Below are 15,684 nucleotides of genomic sequence, written 5' to 3' on the forward strand. Positions count from 1 at the left end.
AAGCACCCTCGAGGATCCCCACAAGGAACACCGCATGAGCGACCTCACCCCCGCCGCGACACCGGTGACGATCGCCGTCGTCGACGCCGGCGTCAGCGACCCCTCCTCGCCCCGGCTGCTCGCCGACCGTATCGCCCAGAAGACGGTCGACACCCTCCGGGCGTCCGGCACGACGGCGACCGTGCGCTCAATCGGCCTCGGCCCTCTCGCCACGGACATCGCGCAGGGCATCGCCTCCGGCATGCTCAATCCGGCGGTGCAGTCGGCCATGGAGCTGCTCGCCTCCGCCGACGCGGTCATCGCCGCCACCCCGGTCTACAAGGCGGGTGTCAGCGGCCTGTTCAAGTCGTTCGCCGACCTGATCGACAACGACCTTCTCATCGCCAAACCGATCGTCCTCGCCGCGACGGGCGGCAGCGCACGACACGCCATGGTCGTCGACGAACAGCTCCGGCCGTTGTTCGCGTTCCTCCGGGCGATCCCGATGCCGACCTCCCTGTATGCCGCACCCGAGGACTGGGGATCGACCGACCTGGGCAAGCGCATCGCCCGAGCCGCACAGGAGCTCTCCGTCATGCTGCGCAGCGGAGCCGGCCGGCAGATCGCCGACAGTGAACGGCATCTTCGACCTGCCCGACTTCCCCCAACCGCCCGTCGACCCCGACGAGCCCAGTCGCCTGGCGGTGCCGCGTTACTTCGCCGCTTTCGAGCAGGCGACCGATCTGCCGATCCTGCGGCCGGTGACCGTCACCGCGGTACGGCGTGTGGGCAGCAGCCCCAGCTCGCCGGTTCCCGTGCGCACCATGTCGATGACGTCCTGGGGCTTGAATCCTCCCCTCCCTGAAGGGAGGGGATTCCTGGCTCAGGCTGCCTCTGGGAGCGGCGCTTCCGGAGGTCTTATGCCCTCGACACCAGCCGGGTTGAGACCTGCCCGGACGAGCATCACACGTGCGGAGTTCTTGTCCCTGGCAGAGACGACACCGCACGCGGTGCAGGTGTAGGTGCGCTCGGACAGCGGCAGTGCGTGCTTGGTTCTCGCTCCGCATGATGCGCAGTCCATCGTGGTGTGCGTGGGGTGCACGAGGCGGACGTCCCGCCCGTGCTTGCGGCCCATCTCGATCAGGGCCTGCTTGGTGGCGCCGATCGCGGCGTCAGCGGCCTTGCGGGCCATCGAGGACTTGGCGAGGAACTTCGGCTTGAAGTCCTCGACAGCGATGGCGTCGTGGTCGGTCACGACGCGCTTGGCCCACTTGCGGCCGGTGTCCTGTCTCTGCCGTGCGATCTTCGCGTAGGTCTTCGCACGCCACCTTTTCGCCTCCCGGTAGCCCTTGGAGGCGGCTTGGCCTTTCTTCGGTTTGCGGCGGGCCATCATCCGGTCGTACCGGCTCAGCGTGGCCTGGGCCTTCTTCCCGTGCTGGGCATGGGGGGAGGTCGTGTGCGTCGGAGGTGGTGGTCGCGGTCTCCTTCACGCCCCAGTCCACGCCGAGGACCCTGCCGGTCTCGCGCAACGGCTGCACCTCGGTGGCGACGACGAACGAGGCGTACCAGTGGCCGATGCTGTCCTGGTACACGCGTACCGAGGTGGGGTCGGCGGGCAACTCGCGGCACCACACCACCGTCACGACGATGCCGCCTGCCAGGTGCAGACGGCCGTCCTTGAGCCGGAACCCGCGCTTGGTGTAGTTCAGCGTGGGCAGCGCCTCGCGCTTCTTCTTGTACTTCGGCATCCCGGCCCGGCGGTGCCTCGGCAGCCGGTCCTTGATGTCCTTCTGTGCCTTCGCGCGGGAACGGCCGAAGTCCCGGATGAGCTGCTGCTGCGGCACCGACGAGCCCTCGGCCAGCCATGGCGTACAGGTGCGGGCCTCGGTCAGCATCTTGTCCAGCTGCGCCGGGCCGCAGGTCAGCTTCTCGGCGGCCTCGGGCCGCTCCTGATTGCGGGCGTGGGTCTGTTTCGACTTGGCTACGCACTCGTTCCAGATCCACCGGCACCGGTCCCACTCCGCCATGAGGGTGGTGCGGGCGGTCGACGACACACGCAGCCGGTAGGTGTACCGGGCGTGCCCGGCATCCTCGGCCCTCTGCCGCGTCGTCATGGTGTCACGCTACCACTCCTCAGGCGCCATCAAGCAACTAGTCTGGAGTCATGGATGAGACAACACGTATCACGCTGCGCCTGCCCGTCGACCTCCACGAATGGCTGGTCGCTCAGGCCAAGTCAGCCCGCAGGTCTCTCAACTCCGAGATCGTGTACCGCCTGGAGGTCGAGCGCGACGCTGCTGAGGCAGACGGCGAATCGCCCTGAAGGCGATTCGCCTTTCCCTGCCCTGCTCCGCAGGAGTCCGATTCCTCCCCGGCCTGAAGGCCGGGGCATCCTCGGAAGATTCCGGTGAAGGCGGCCCGGACGCGCACCTGCACCCCGGGATGGCTTCTGCTGAAGCCGCTGACCAGCGAGGTGAGCGGTTCGACGGCCGGGGACGGCATCGCGGCGATGTCGAGCCTGCCGGTGCGGAGTTCCTGGACGGCATCGACGCTGGCCCGCGCGGTCTCCATGCTGCGTACGGCCGCGCGGGCGGGTTCGATCAGTGCCGTTCCCGCCTCCGTGAGGACGGCCCGCTTGCCGATGCGGTGGAACAGGGCGGCGCCCAGATCCCGCTCCAGCGACCGCACCGTCTGCGACAGCGCCGGCTGCGAGACGTACAGCGCCGAGGCCGCCCGGTTGAAACCGCCGTGGTCCACGATCGCGAGGAAGTACTCGAGCTGCCGGATGTCCATGTCGGGATTCTCCGTCAGGACCCGGGGTACGGCCGGGGCTGCCGGCCTGCCGGGCGCCGCCCCCGGTGTAGGCAGACGCAATGTATGCCTCGACCCCTACGGGCCTCCGTCCTACGGCGATGCAGCAAGGCGTGCACGACACATCGGTCAGGACGCGTACCGCGGTGTCCACTGCGCCGCCGAGATCGCGGCACGCAGCTCGGCCTCCGTGGCCTCGGGTGCGACGCCGTCCTCGACCGCGGCCAGCGCCACGGCCAGCGCGATCTCGCGGGCTGCGTCCCGCATGCCCACCAGCGGGGGCAGCAGCGGGGTCACCCCGTCGGAGCCCGCTCGCACCGCGCACTCCCCCACGGCCCGCGCCGCCGCCACCATCATGCGGTCGGTCACCCGGGAGGCCCGGCAGGCGGCCACGGCCAGCCCGACGGCGGGGAAGACGTAGACGTTGTTGGCCTGCGCGACCGGCACTTCGCGCCCGTCCAGCTTCAGCGGCGGGAAGGGCGAACCGGCGGCGACCAACGCCCGGCCGTCGGTCCAGCGGGCGATGTCGGCCGGGTCGGCCTCGGAGTGCGAGGTCGGGTTGGACAGCGGAAGGATCACCGGCCGGTCAACAGTGTCGGCCATCGTCCGCACGATCTCCTCGGTGAACGCGCCGTACGCCGTGGACAACCCGATCAGCACCGTCGGCTTCACCTCGCCCACGACCCGAGCCAGATCGGGCGCACCCGCGCCCCACTCCCGTACCTCCGCGTCGTCGCGCGCGTAGACCCGCTGCTCGGGCGTGAGGTCGCTGCGGGAGCGCACCAGCAGGCCGTCCACGTCGACGAGCCAGAAGCGGTCGGCCGCCTGCTGCTGGGAGAGGCCTTCGTCGACGAGTGCCGTGCGGATCATGTCGACGACCCCGATCGCCGCCGATCCCGCGCCCAGGACCACGATGCGGTGGTCGGTCAGCCGTGATCCGGCGACCTTCGTGGCGGTGCTCAGCGCACCGAGCGCCACGGCCGCGGTGCCCTGGATGTCGTCGTTGAAGGTCAGCAGCCGGTCCTGGTAGCGGCCGAGGATCGGACGGGCGTGGGCGGTCGCGAAATCCTCCCACTGCAGCAGGGTCCCGGGGAGTTCGGCCTCCACGGCGGAGACGAACGCCTCGATCATTTCGTCGTACTCGGCACCGGTGACACGGTGCCGCCTGCGGCCGAGGTAGTGCTCGCTGGCCAGCAGTACCTCGTTGTCGGTGCCGACGTCGAGCAGGATCGGCAGGGTGCGCGCCGGGTGGATGCCGCCGATGGCGGTGTAGAGGCTGAGCTTGCCGATCGGGATGCCCATGCCGCCGACGCCCTGGTCGCCCAGGCCCAGGATGCGCTGGCCGTCGGTGACGACGATGACGTCGACCTCGCGGTTGGGTCGGTTGCGCAGGATCTCGCGGAAGCGGTGCCGGTCCTCGTAGGTAAGGAACAGACCGCGTGGCCTGCGGTAGATCTCGCTGAAGCGGCGGCAGGCCTCGCCGACCGTCGGGGTGTAGACGATCGGCAGCAGCTCCTCCGGATGCCGGGTGAGCAGGTGGTAGAAGAGCACCTCGTTGGTGTCCTGCAGCTGCCGCAGGTAGATGTGCCGGTTGAGCGGCTTGTCGTACGCGAGGAACGCCTCGTACGCACGGTCCGCCTGCTCCTGAAGCGTCTCCGTCGCCGGCGGCAGCAACCCGTCCAGGCCGAGTTCGGCACGCTCCTGCGGGCTGAAGGCGGTTCCCTTGTTGAGCAGTGGATCGGCGAGCAGGGCCGCCCCGTGGGCGCGGGCTGGGTTGGTCGATGTCATGACGTTCCTCGGATGGGCTGGGTGGACGGGTGTCAGGGACGGGGGACGTTGCGCAGGTTGGCGCGCGCCAGGTCGAGCATCTTGCCGACGCCCCCGTCGAGCACGATCCGGCCCGCCGCGAAGGCGAACGCCTTCACTTGACCGGCCGAGATGTGCGGCGGGATCGACAGCGCGTTGGGGTCGGTCACCAGGTCGACCAGGAACGGTCCGTCGTGGGCGAGCGCCTGCTTGAGGCTCTCGACGACGTCCTCGGGCCGTTCGATGCGGATCGCCTCGATGCCCGCGCCGCGGGCGATCGCCGCGTAGTCCACCGGCCCGTGGTCGGTCTCGTGATCGGGCAGGCCTTCGACCAGCATCTCCAGCTTCACCATGCCGAGCGAGGAGTTGTTGAACACAATCGTCTTCACCGGCAGGTCGTGCAACTTCACCGTGAGCAGCTCGCCCATCAGCATGCCGAGTCCGCCGTCGCCCGACATCGAAATCACCTGGCGGCCGCGGTCGGCGAACTGCGCGCCGATGGCGTGCGGCAGCGCGCTGGCCATCGTGCCGTGCAGGAACGAACCGATCACCCGGCGCCGCCCGTTGGGGATCAGATAGCGCGCCGCCCAGACGTTGGACATCCCGGTGTCGACGGTGAACACGGCGTCGTCGGCGGCAAGTTCGTCCAGGACCGAGGCCGCGTACTCGGGGTGGATCGGGATGTGCCGCTCGACGTTGCGGGTGTAGGCGGAGACCACCGTCTCCAGGGACTTGGCGTGCTTGCGCAGCATGCGGTCCAGATAGGAGCGGTCCCGCTTCGCCTCAACCAGCGGCAGCACCGCGCGCAACGTCTCCCGTACGTCGTCGTGGACACCGAGTTCCAGCACCGTACGGCGGCCGAGGTGGCCTGCGTCGTGGTCGATCTGCACGGTGCGCGCCTGCGGCAGGAAGTCGTTGTACGGGAAGTCGGTGCCCAGCAGGACGACCAGGTCGGCGTCGTGCTTGGACAACTTCGACGTGACGCTCACCCTTGCAGCTCACAGCGCCTCGGTGATGCTCGGTGTGGGCCTCGGCCTCGCCTACTCCTCGCTGCCCGGTCCTCGCGACCACCGCGGACACCGTTGGCGGTATCGAGACCCCGACCATGCACGGTTTCCGCGTCTCCTTCCTGATCGCAACCGCTGCCATGGCCGTCGGCCTGCTCCTGGCCCTCTTCCTGCCCCGGTAGCGCCCCGCATCCCGACCGCCCTCTCAGTGAACGGCTCGGACCATGCGCACTGGGGTAAAGGCGCAGGTGAGGTGGCCGAGCACCTACCCGCTCCGCTCGCCTTGCCATCCGGTGGCCCCAGGACCATCGTGGATGGTGCCTGCACCTGCGGCAGGAGAGTTCAGGAAGGCGCCATGGACGGATTCCGCAAGCTGGTCGACCGGCGCGCTTGCCGGCTGACCAGCGCTGATGCGGACATGGCCGCGACCGTCGCGGTGACGGACCGGGACGGCCGGGTGACCTGCTGGAGCAGCGAGGCGGAGGAACTGCTCGGATACACCGCGGCGGATATCATCGGCAGGCCGGTGACCGATCTACTCTCGGCCGACGACACGGTCCTGCACCGCGACGGCCACCCGCTGGATGTCCAGGTGCACCTGCGTCCACTGCTGGACGCCGAGGGGGAGACAGGGTTCCTGCTGACGGCACAGCGCCGGGCGAACAGCGCAGAGCAGCCCGCGGGTGACGCACTGGTGCAGTGCGCGTTCGACCATCTCCCCACCCCCTTCGCACTGTACGACCGCGAGGCCCGGCTGCAGCAGATGAACCTGGCGATGACCCGGATCAGCGGATACAACGGCGAGGAGGAAGTCCGTGGGAAGTTCCTCACCGAGTTCCTCCACCCGGAAGCGTACGAGAACATCGAGCGGCGGATCTTCCGGGTGCTCGAGAGCGGGAAGCCGGAGTCCTTCGAGCCCTTCGTCCGAGCGCCGGGCGAGCCGAGGGCGCACGCCTGGGCCATAGACGTCTTCCCGCTCAGGGACGCGGCCGGCCGGACGCAGGGGGCGGGCCTGGCAGCGTCCGACTACTCCCAGCAGTACGACTCCCGGGAACGGCTCGCGCTGCTGAGCGAGGCCCGCACCCGGATCGGCACCAGCCTGGAGGTGGCCGGCACCGCCCAGGAGCTCGCCGAGGTCGCCGTGCCCCGCTTCGCCGACGTCGTCGCGGTCGACCTGCTCGAGCCCGTCTCCCGAGGTGACCTGCCCGCACCCGTCCTCACCGGCCCGGTCCAGCTGCGCAGGGCGGCGCTGCAGACTGCGTCCCGCATCGCCTGGGACCGCCTCGCTCCGGGTGAGATCAGCCGCCATCCGGCCTCCTCGCCCATCGCCCGGTGCCTGGCCACGGGCCGGGCGGTACTGCACCGCCTCGCGGATCCCGAGGTCGTCCGCTGGTTCACCGAGGATCCCGCCCAGGGGGCGCAGGCCCGCGCGTGCGGGGCGCACTCGCTGATCGCGGTGCCCATCCGCGCCCGCGGCGCCATCCTCGGCGCGGCCCTGTTCGTCAGGTGCGCCACGACCCGTGACCGCTTCGGCCCCGACTGTCTCGCCGTCACGGAGGACCTGGTCGCCCGGGCCGCGATCTGCCTGGACAACGCCCGCCGGTTCACCCACGAGCGCGACATCGCGCTGGCGCTGCAGCGCGCCTTGCTCCCTCACGGCCTGACGGAGCACCAGGCAGCCGAGACGGCCGCCCGCTACCTGCCCGCCGGCGGCGGCGCCCAGGCCGGCGGCGACTGGTTCGACGTGATCGACCTGCCCGGCGCGCGCATCGGCCTGGTGGTCGGCGACGTCGTCGGCCACGGCATCAACGCCTCGGCCACCATGGGCAGGCTCCGCACCGCGGTGCGCACCCTCGCCGACATCGACCTGCCACCCGACGAACTCCTCACCCACCTGGACGACATCGTCAGCCACACCGACGACGAGCAAGGGGCGGATGCCACCGGTGATATCCCCGGCGATGTCGGCGCCCGTTGCCTGTATGCCGTCTACGACCCGCTCCCCGGCACCTGCACCCTGGCCCGCGCCGGCCACCCCGCCCCCTTGCTGGTCCACCCGGACGGCACCAGCACCGTCGTCGACCTGCCCCTCGGGCCCCCGCTGGGCCTGGGCAGCCTGCCCTTCGAGGCGACCGAGATGACCCTGCCCGAAGGCAGCCTGCTGGCCCTGTTCACCGACGGCCTCGTCACCGGCCGCGACCACGACATCGACGAACGACTCTCCACGCTGCGCCGTGCTCTCGCCCAGCCCACCTCCTCGCTCGACACGCTGTGCGACGCCGTCCTGGACGCACTGCACCCCGAACCGCACACCGACGACATCGCCCTGCTCCTGGCACGCACCCACATCCTCGACGAGGACCACGTCGCCTCCTGGGACATCCCCGTCGACCCCGCGGCCGTCGCCCAGGCACGCCGACGCGCGGGCGACCAACTGGCCGCCTGGGGGCTGGAAGAGGCCGCGTTCATCACGGAACTCATCGTCAGCGAACTGGTCACCAACGCCATCCGGCACGCCAGCGGCCCGATCCGCCTGACCCTGATCAAAGACGAGACGCTGATCTGCGAGGTCTCCGACGGCAGCAGCACCAGCCCCCACCTGCGCCGCGCCCGCGTCTACGACGAGGGCGGCCGCGGCCTGTACATGGTCGCCGAACTCACCCAGCGATGGGGCACCCGCTACATCCGCGAGGGCAAGACCATCTGGGCAGAGCAACTCATCCCCACACCAGAGGAGCGTGTACCGGTAACGGGCGGCACATCGGCTACTGCCGTGCGCTCATCCGGGTTGCCGCCGACCTGAGCGTTCCAGAAAGGGAGTTGGGCTGATGCACGCGATTCGTCGAGGTGTCCTCTTTTTTTCATACTCTTCGAGGACGAGTCCGTGAACTGTTCGAACAACTAATGACGCCGCAGTGCGCCCGGCCAGCCACCCGGCCGGGCGCACTCGTACAGGCCTGGCGGCCGAAGGTCAGCCGCGGGTCGGATAGTCGGTGTAGCCGCGGTGGTCACCGCCGTAGAAGGTGGTGGGGTCCGGGGTGTTGAACGGGCCGCCGGCGGCGAGCCGCTTGGGCAGGTCGGGGTTGGCCAGGAACAGGCTGCCGTAGGCGATCAGGTCGGCGATGCCGTCCTCGATCAGCTGCAGCTCCTCCGGGCCCGTGGGGCGCGGGGCGGTGGCGGGGTTGAGGATGTAGGTGGCCGGCCACTGCTTGCGCAGGCGGACAGTCAGGTCGCGGATCCCGGGGACCTCCATCTGGTGCAGGTAGGCCAGGTTCAGCGGGGCGAGCGCGTCTACCAGCGCGGTGTAGGTCTCTTCCCGGTCCGCCGGGTCGGACTCGTCGATGTCCTGCAGGGGCACTCCGGGAGAGAGGCGGAAGCCGGTCTTGTCCGCGCCGATGGCCTCGGCGACGGCCTTGGCGGTCTCCACGGCGAACCGGATCCGGGCCTCCGGCGAACCACCCCAACCGTCGGTGCGCTGGTTGGAGTTCGGGGCGAGGAACTGGTGGATGAGGTAGCCGTTGGCGCCGTGCAGCTCCACGCCGTCGAAGCCGGCCTCGATCGCGTTGCGCGCGGCCGAGGCGTAGTCGGCGATCGTCTCGAGGATCTCAGCCTCGGTGAGCTCCCTCGGCGTCACGAAGTCCTTCGGGCCCTCGTGCGTGTAGACCTGCCCCTTGGCCGCGACCGCGGACGGGCCGACCGGCTGCAGACCCATCAGGCTCGGGTGGCCCACCCGGCCGGTGTGCATCAGCTGCAGGTAGATCACACCGCCCTCGGCGTGCACGGCGTCGGTCGCCTTGCGCCAGGCCGCGACCTGCTCAGCGGAGTGGACACCCGGCGTGTCCGGGTAGCCCTGGCCGACCACCGACGGCTGGACGCCCTCCGTGACGATCAGACCGGCACTCGCCCGCTGCGCGTAGTAGGTGGCCATCAGGTCGGTCGCGCACTGCCCATCCCCGTACGCACGGCTGCGGGTCATCGGAGCCATCACGATGCGGTTGGCCAGGCGCTTGCCATTGAGGTCGTAGGGCTGGAAGGCCGTCGACATGAATCACATTCCTTGTCTCAGAGCGGGCCACCCTTTCCGGCAGCCCATGACGGATGAGCGCTGATCGCGCCGTTTACTGTCCGAACAAGTAAACCGCATGAATCGATCCCGCCGCGCCAGTGATCCACGTCACCTCGCCCCTCCTACGCCCTGCCAACACGGGCCGCCCCCCACAACCCTCGGGTTCACAGCGGAGCGGTAACCTTTCCTTGCTCAACCAACTTCAGACCGCACAACGAGGAAGACATGAGCCAGCCGGAAAGCACGGGCACCAGTCGGTCCGACGCAGCCGAGACCACGGCGTCGGCGGACGCACCCACGCCGCTGCCGTGTTCCGTCGCCGCCCGCACCGTCAGTCACGCGATCTTCCGCGTGGCGCGCCTGCACCGCATGCTCGCCGGGCAGCTGCTGCGCCGCGTCGGCCTCCATGTCGGCCAGGAACTGGTCATGCTGCAGCTGTGGGACCGTGGCCCCCAGCGCCAGACCGACCTCGTCCGCCTGGTCGGCTCGGACGCCGCCACGATGACCCGCACGATTCAACGCCTGGAGAACGCGGGCTTCGTCCGCCGCCGCCCCTCCCCCAGCGACAAGCGGGTCACCATCGTCGAACCCACGGCCGCCAGCAATGCCCTGCGGCACGAGGTGGAGCGCGTGTGGCTCGATCTCGAGGCCAGCGTCGTCGACGGACTGACCCCTGACGAACAGGCCGAAGCCCTCGAGGTCCTGGCCCGGATCGAAGACAACCTGGCGCGGGCCACGGCCACGGCGCAGCACGCCTGAGGGACCGCACCGCGCAGCCAGTGGTCGATCTCCGGCACAGCTTCGGCGTAGAGTCCCTCGTTGCCTTTGAAGTGGTGCGCGAGCAGTCCGTGCCGGCAAGGGGCTGGGGAGGGAAACATGCTGGAGTCGGTGGGGCTGTCGGTCGCCGAGACGGATGTGTACCGCGCGCTGGTCGTCGCCGTCACGGCGTCGGCGGGCGAGGTGTCCACGACGACGGGACTCGACACCCGGACCGCCGAGCGGTTGCTCGGCGCGCTGGAGGAGAAGGGGCTGGCCCGCAGGGTGGAGGGGGCCTCGGGACGGTTCGCCGCCAACCCGCCCGACGTGACCCTGCTGCCGCGGCTCGAACGCCGCGCCGACGAGCTCGGCAAGGCCCGCTCGGCCGTGTCCGAACTGATGGAGACCTACCGGCGCAACGCCTGGATCCGCGACGCGGGTGAGGTGGTCGAGTTCGTCACCGGGGCCGGGGCGCTGCGCCAGCGGCTGCGGCAGGTTCAGGACAGCGCACGCGAAGAGATGCTGTGGTTCTGCAGGGCGCAGTACGTCGCCATGCCGTCCGGCACGAACCAGGCCGAGTTCGACGCCCTGGCGCGCGGCGTAAGCTACCGGGTCCTGTACGAGCAGGCCTTCTTCGACGACACCGGCGGCATGGAGAACATCGTCAGGGCGGTGCGGGCCGGCGAGACCGCGCGTGCTGTGCCGACGCTGCCGCTGCGGATGGCGATCGCCGACCGGTGCCTGGCGATCTGCCCGTTGGCACCGGCCGGTCCGGCGGGTGACCCGCGTGAGGTGACGGCGGTCGTCGTGCGGGGCAGCAGTCTGCTGGAAGCACTTGTCGCGCTGTTCGAGCGGTACTGGGAGATCGGGGCTCCACTGCGGGTGACTCCGGAGGGTCGGATCGGCGCTCACGTGCTGGAGTCCGATGCCGACTCGCCGACGGCCGACGACCAGCGCCTGCTCTCCCTGATGGTCGCGGGCCTCACGGACGAGTCGATCGCCGGGCAGATGGGCGTCAGCAGACGCACCGTCCAGCGCCGCATCCAGCACCTGATGACCATCGCCGGTGTCGCGACCCGCATGCAGCTCGGCTGGCAGGCCGCGCGCCGCAACTGGGTCTGAGTCGGAGAACAGCGGTGCGGCCGACGCACATCGCCGGCCGCACCACCTCTGAGCGGTGGGCCTGTCAGCCCTGCTGCAGGTAGGCCCGTGTCACGGTCTGCCGCACACTGTTGCCGGCGGCGTCCCGGGCGGTGACCCGCAGCGTCACGTACGCGTCGCCGCGCACGCCGGACGGCCGTGTGACGGTCGCCTCGTAGGCGCCTGTCCCTCTGTCACGCAGCGAGGCACGACTCCAGGTACGGCCGTCGTCGTACGACGCCTCGACCTTCATCACCACGCCCTTCGGTGCGGCCAGCCCGTCCTGGGCCCGGACCGCCAGCCGAACGGCATGCGTACGGCCGGACTTGACCTCGTTGCGCTCGTCCACCGGAACGTCGTAGTCGAGCTGGAGCAGCGGGAGCAGCTTCGCCTCGCCGCCGGCCGCGGACCGGAACGACCAGGACGTCTGGGTCGCGGTGCCGTACGCCCACTCCTGCGACGCCCGGCTGGTCGACAGGTCCAGCCGGTAGTCGGCCGCCCCGGCGGGTACCTCGAAGTCCGTCCAGGCGCTGCCCGCCTCGGCGATCTCCTTGCCGTCGCGGAAAAGGACCGCCTTCGCCGTGTCGCCCTGCTGGGAGGCGCCGGCGCCCGTGCCGACGCCGCCACCGTCGCCCGAATTCTCGAGCTTGCGTGACCAGTGCCCGGACGTCGAGTCGGTGAACTCCGGTATGCGCAGGGCGAGGACGCTCCCGTCGCGGACGGAGGCGAGACCGGCGCCGCGCGGGATCGACGGACGCACGACCGATCCGTTCCAGGTCTCCCGCAGCTGCTCACCGGCACGGTAGGTGCGCGGGGCGCTGCGCATTCCGACCGTCAGTTCGCGGTCCTGGCTGATGGTCTCGTGGTGCACCTTGTGCTGCCAGGCGGTGTCCCCCGCGGAGACGTACTCGGTGCGCTCGAAGCCGGTCGGGACGAACCGGGAGTACTGGAGCCAGGCGAAATCCTGGTACGGACGGCGGGCGAACCGCTGCTCGGACGCCCACGGTGTACCGCCGTTGTCGGCGTACGTCGTGCGGATGACGGCGCTGTTGTCCTCCGTGACGGTGTGCACCACCTTGCTGGGGATGCGCTGCGAGGAGACCTGCATGACGTCGTACAGGTACGGACTGCGGGCCGTGCCCGTGAAGTGCACCTGAGTCCTGCGGTCCTTGATGCGGGCCAGTAGCTCGGCACCCGCGTCGGCGCCGATCCTGACGGTGGGCAGCGCCCAGCGGTCGCCGTCGGGCTCCCAACGGGTCCACGGCTGGTTGCTGAAGTGGACGAGGGCCACGGCCGCGACCCCGGCCTCGGCGGCCTTCGTCAGCGTGTCCGGCTCGTGGATGTTGTCGCGGTTGGTCACCACGGCGAGCTTGCCGCGGGCGCGGTCGAAGCGCGGCGCAGAGAGATCACCCGCGTCGACGGCGGTCAGGCGCCGGCCGCGGTCGTCGAGAAGCGGGGACTGCGGCATGTAGTAGGCCTGAAGGTCGATGCCGGACCCGGGGACCTCCGCCCGGAGCAGCGGTGCGACGAGCTGCCAGCGGGAGGCGAACTCGAAGGTTCCCTCGGTGACTTCGGCGGTGGGACTGACGTAGATCCGTTGGGCGCTGTCGAAGTACATGACGCCCTGCGTCAGGCCGACACCGTCGATCTCACGGTGCATCTGGTAGTGCACGATGCCGCGCTGTTCCGCCGGCCGCGGGGTGCGGATCTCCACCTTGGTGGTCTTGCGCTCGTCCAACGTGACCGCCATGTCCTTGGTCACCTTCACCTCGGGCATGATCACATGGCGCAGCTCCGAGCCGTCCGATGCGATGGAGGGAAGATCGAGCTGGTAGGTGCCTTCCTCGACCTCGGCGATGCCCCGGTCCTCGTCGGCGTACCGGACGAACCCGTCGGTCCCCCAGATCGTCGGCAGCGCGCCGGAGCGGTTGCCCTTGTGGTCGTAGGTGGTGACCGTCAGGCGGTGGACGGGTCCCTTGACCAGCAGGCTCAGCGTGGTGTGGACCTTCACCTCGCCGTCGGCGGAAGTGGCGGTCGCATAGCCGTAGTAGGCGCCCCGCTGGAGGCGGGAGGGGTCGACCGTCACGGGCACGTCGACGGTCTGGCCCGCCGCGACCCGCAGCGAATCCGTGCCGGGGCGCACCGCGCCCTTGGCGGCCTCGCGGCCCGCGGTGGTGGCCAGCCGGACGTCGAGCGCGAGCGTGAGGTCCTCGCCGGAGTGGTTGGTGTAGCGGACGTTCGTCGAGCGGGGGGTGCCGTCACCGGTCTCGTACGTACCGAGAGCGACGGTGCCGGTGGCGGTCAGCGGTCCCAGCACGGCGGCGGCGACGTCGACGCGGCCACCGCCCTGTTCGGTGACCTTCTGGCCGACGACCGTGCGGGAGGTGCTGACCAGCGCGTCCTTCAGCCGCTCCGGGCCCCAGTCCGGGTGCCGCTGGGCGAGGAGGGCCGCGACGCCCGCGACATGCGGGGCGGCCATCGACGTACCGGACGCCGCAACGTGGTGCGCGTCGACCGGGCTGCCCATCGTCGTGCCGGCCGCGCGTGCCGCCACGATCCCGACTCCCGGCGCGGTCACATCGGGCTTGACGGCCTTGTCCCCGGCGCGCGGGCCCCGGCTGGAGAACGAGGCGAGGGAGTCGGTGCGGTCGACCGCACCGACGGTGAGGGCCGCGTCCGCGGCGCCGGGCGAGCCGACGGTGCTCTGCCCCTGCTCACCGGCGTTGCCGGCCGCCACCACGAAGAGCGCACCGGTGCTCTCGGTCAGCGCGTTCAGGGCCAGGCTCATCGGGTCCTGGCCGTCGCTGGCGCCCTCCGAGCCCAGGCTCATGTTGACCACCTCGGCGCCCTGGGCAGCCGCCCACTCCATACCGGCGACGACCTGGGACTCGGTGCCGTAGCCGTCGTCGCCGAGGACCTTGCCGATCAGCAGGTCGGCGTCCGGTGCCACGCCCTTGCGCGTGCCGCCGGACGCGGCGCCGCTGCCGGCGACGATCGACGCCACGTGGGTGCCGTGGCCGAAGGCGTCGCCGGTGCCGGAACTGCCGGAGAAGTCCTCGGCCTTGGCGATCCGGCCGGCCAGGTCGGGATGGGAGGCGTCGGCGCCGGTGTCCAGGACCGCGACCTTGACGGACTCGCCCCGCAGCCCGGCCTGCCATGCGGCGGGGGTCCCGATCTGGGCGGTGCTCCGGTCCAGGGACGGACGGACACGGCTGTCCAGCCACACCCTGGGCGTGCCCTGGGCGCGGGCGCCGTCCCCCGAACCGCCGGAAGCCAGCTGCTTCCAGAACGTGCCGAGGTCGTTCTCGGCGACCCGGAGCGACAGCGCCCCGATGCTGTCGAGCCGGTGCGCGGGTGCGCCGTCGTCGGCGAGACGGGTGAGCCGGCTCATGGTGCCGTCCGCCACGCCCTTGCCCTGCTCCACGATCAGCGGCAGCGCGTCGGTGTGCGCCTCGTCGTACTGCTGGGAGACGAGCGCGGTCACATCGAACAGCTCGCGGTCCAGCCGTCCCGTGGCGACCAGGTCAGAGGCGTCCGACGGGATGACCGACAGATGCCCGTCCTGCTCGATGGTGCGGAACAGCACTCCCCGTCGCCCGGTGCCGGGCTCGACGGAGGCTGTGCTCCTGCCCGCGGCACCCGTGGTGACCGTCACCCGGTCACCGGTGATCAGCCGCACGGTCGCGGTCTTCCCCATGGCGGCGGCCCCGGACGGCGCCGCATCCGCGGTGCCGGTCGTTGCCGATACCGGTGGCACGGCGCCGGCGCTCAGCACGAGCCCCAAGGCCGTCGCCACCAGTAGGCGGGTTCTTTTCATTCGGTCCAAGCCCTTCCACTCAGCGCGAAAAGGTGTTCACGCGCTGGACAGAATCCGGTCAGGAAGGGAGACCTGTCACTCAATTCGCGTGGCAGGGATGGGCCTTGTCCCAATGGCGACACGGCGCGGCACATCACGGCAACGACGGCCGGAAGTTGCGGGGGCGCAGCAACGCGAGGCAGGCCCGCATGGCGTCGGCGCACGCCTTGCCGCGGGGAGGCGTGCGGCAAGGGCAGGTCGAGATCACCGTGGACGCCGATCGCCGACCTCGCCGTCGAGATCAGCGATGTTGCCTTTGCTTC

Annotated in this window: 8 protein-coding genes and 3 pseudogenes; 5 read left to right on the forward strand and 6 right to left on the reverse strand. The window is 70.6% G+C overall.

The genetic code is table 11. The features are described 5' to 3' along the window. Nucleotides 1-34: 34 nt before the first annotated feature. A complete protein-coding gene (locus tag ACFVJQ_RS31580) occupies nt 35-844 on the forward strand; it encodes a CE1759 family FMN reductase (protein ID WP_385788959.1) in 810 nt (269 codons plus the stop codon). A gap of 18 nt (nt 845-862) precedes the next feature. On the opposite strand, the pseudogene ACFVJQ_RS31585 reads toward ACFVJQ_RS31580, so the two are convergent. After that, nucleotides 863-2,093: pseudogene (locus tag ACFVJQ_RS31585) on the reverse strand (RNA-guided endonuclease InsQ/TnpB family protein). A gap of 50 nt (nt 2,094-2,143) precedes the next feature. Here ACFVJQ_RS31585 and ACFVJQ_RS31590 point away from each other — a divergent pair. Next, complete coding sequence (locus tag ACFVJQ_RS31590; RefSeq protein ID WP_385272963.1) at nt 2,144-2,302, forward strand: Arc family DNA-binding protein; 159 nt, start codon at nt 2,144-2,146, stop codon at nt 2,300-2,302. An 83-nt stretch (nt 2,303-2,385) separates the two neighbouring features. Here the strand turns inward: ACFVJQ_RS31590 and ACFVJQ_RS31595 are convergent. The 3 genes and pseudogenes from ACFVJQ_RS31595 to ACFVJQ_RS31605 all read right to left on the reverse strand — a co-directional run. Then, nucleotides 2,386-2,772: pseudogene (locus ACFVJQ_RS31595) on the reverse strand (LysR family transcriptional regulator); the annotation flags it as partial. Nucleotides 2,773-2,919: 147 nt separating this feature from the next. Further along, complete coding sequence (locus tag ACFVJQ_RS31600; protein WP_385788961.1) at nt 2,920-4,578, reverse strand: NAD-dependent malic enzyme; 1,659 nt, start codon at nt 4,576-4,578, stop codon at nt 2,920-2,922. Between the two features lie 32 nt (nt 4,579-4,610). Further along, a pseudogene (locus tag ACFVJQ_RS31605) lies at nt 4,611-5,558 on the reverse strand (thiamine pyrophosphate-dependent enzyme); the annotation flags it as partial. Nucleotides 5,559-5,958: 400 nt separating this feature from the next. Here ACFVJQ_RS31605 and ACFVJQ_RS31610 point away from each other — a divergent pair. After that, nucleotides 5,959-8,406 (forward strand): SpoIIE family protein phosphatase, encoded by a 2,448-nt coding sequence (locus ACFVJQ_RS31610; protein ID WP_385788963.1) that lies wholly within the window; start codon nt 5,959-5,961, stop codon nt 8,404-8,406. Nucleotides 8,407-8,574: 168 nt separating this feature from the next. Here ACFVJQ_RS31610 and ACFVJQ_RS31615 read toward each other — a convergent pair whose 3' ends face one another. Continuing rightward, complete coding sequence (locus ACFVJQ_RS31615) at nt 8,575-9,648, reverse strand: alkene reductase (RefSeq protein ID WP_385788965.1); 1,074 nt, start codon at nt 9,646-9,648, stop codon at nt 8,575-8,577. 246 nt (nt 9,649-9,894) lie between these two features. Between ACFVJQ_RS31615 and ACFVJQ_RS31620 the strand changes: the two genes are divergently transcribed. Together ACFVJQ_RS31620 and ACFVJQ_RS31625 are read left to right on the forward strand one after the other, a co-directional pair. Beyond that, nucleotides 9,895-10,428, forward strand: a complete 534-nt coding sequence (locus ACFVJQ_RS31620; RefSeq protein WP_385513861.1) for a MarR family winged helix-turn-helix transcriptional regulator — start codon at nt 9,895-9,897, stop codon at nt 10,426-10,428. 117 nt (nt 10,429-10,545) lie between these two features. After that, nucleotides 10,546-11,547, forward strand: a complete 1,002-nt coding sequence (locus ACFVJQ_RS31625; RefSeq protein WP_385788967.1) for a helix-turn-helix domain-containing protein — start codon at nt 10,546-10,548, stop codon at nt 11,545-11,547. Between the two features lie 64 nt (nt 11,548-11,611). Here ACFVJQ_RS31625 and ACFVJQ_RS31630 read toward each other — a convergent pair whose 3' ends face one another. After that, nucleotides 11,612-15,382, reverse strand: coding sequence for a S8 family serine peptidase (locus tag ACFVJQ_RS31630; RefSeq protein ID WP_385788969.1), 3,771 nt, complete (start codon nt 15,380-15,382; stop codon nt 11,612-11,614). Nucleotides 15,383-15,684: the final 302 nt, after the last annotated feature.

It is taken from the genome of Streptomyces sp. NPDC127197 (assembly GCF_042672405.1).
GTDB lineage: Bacteria > Actinomycetota > Actinomycetes > Streptomycetales > Streptomycetaceae > Streptomyces > Streptomyces flavusporus.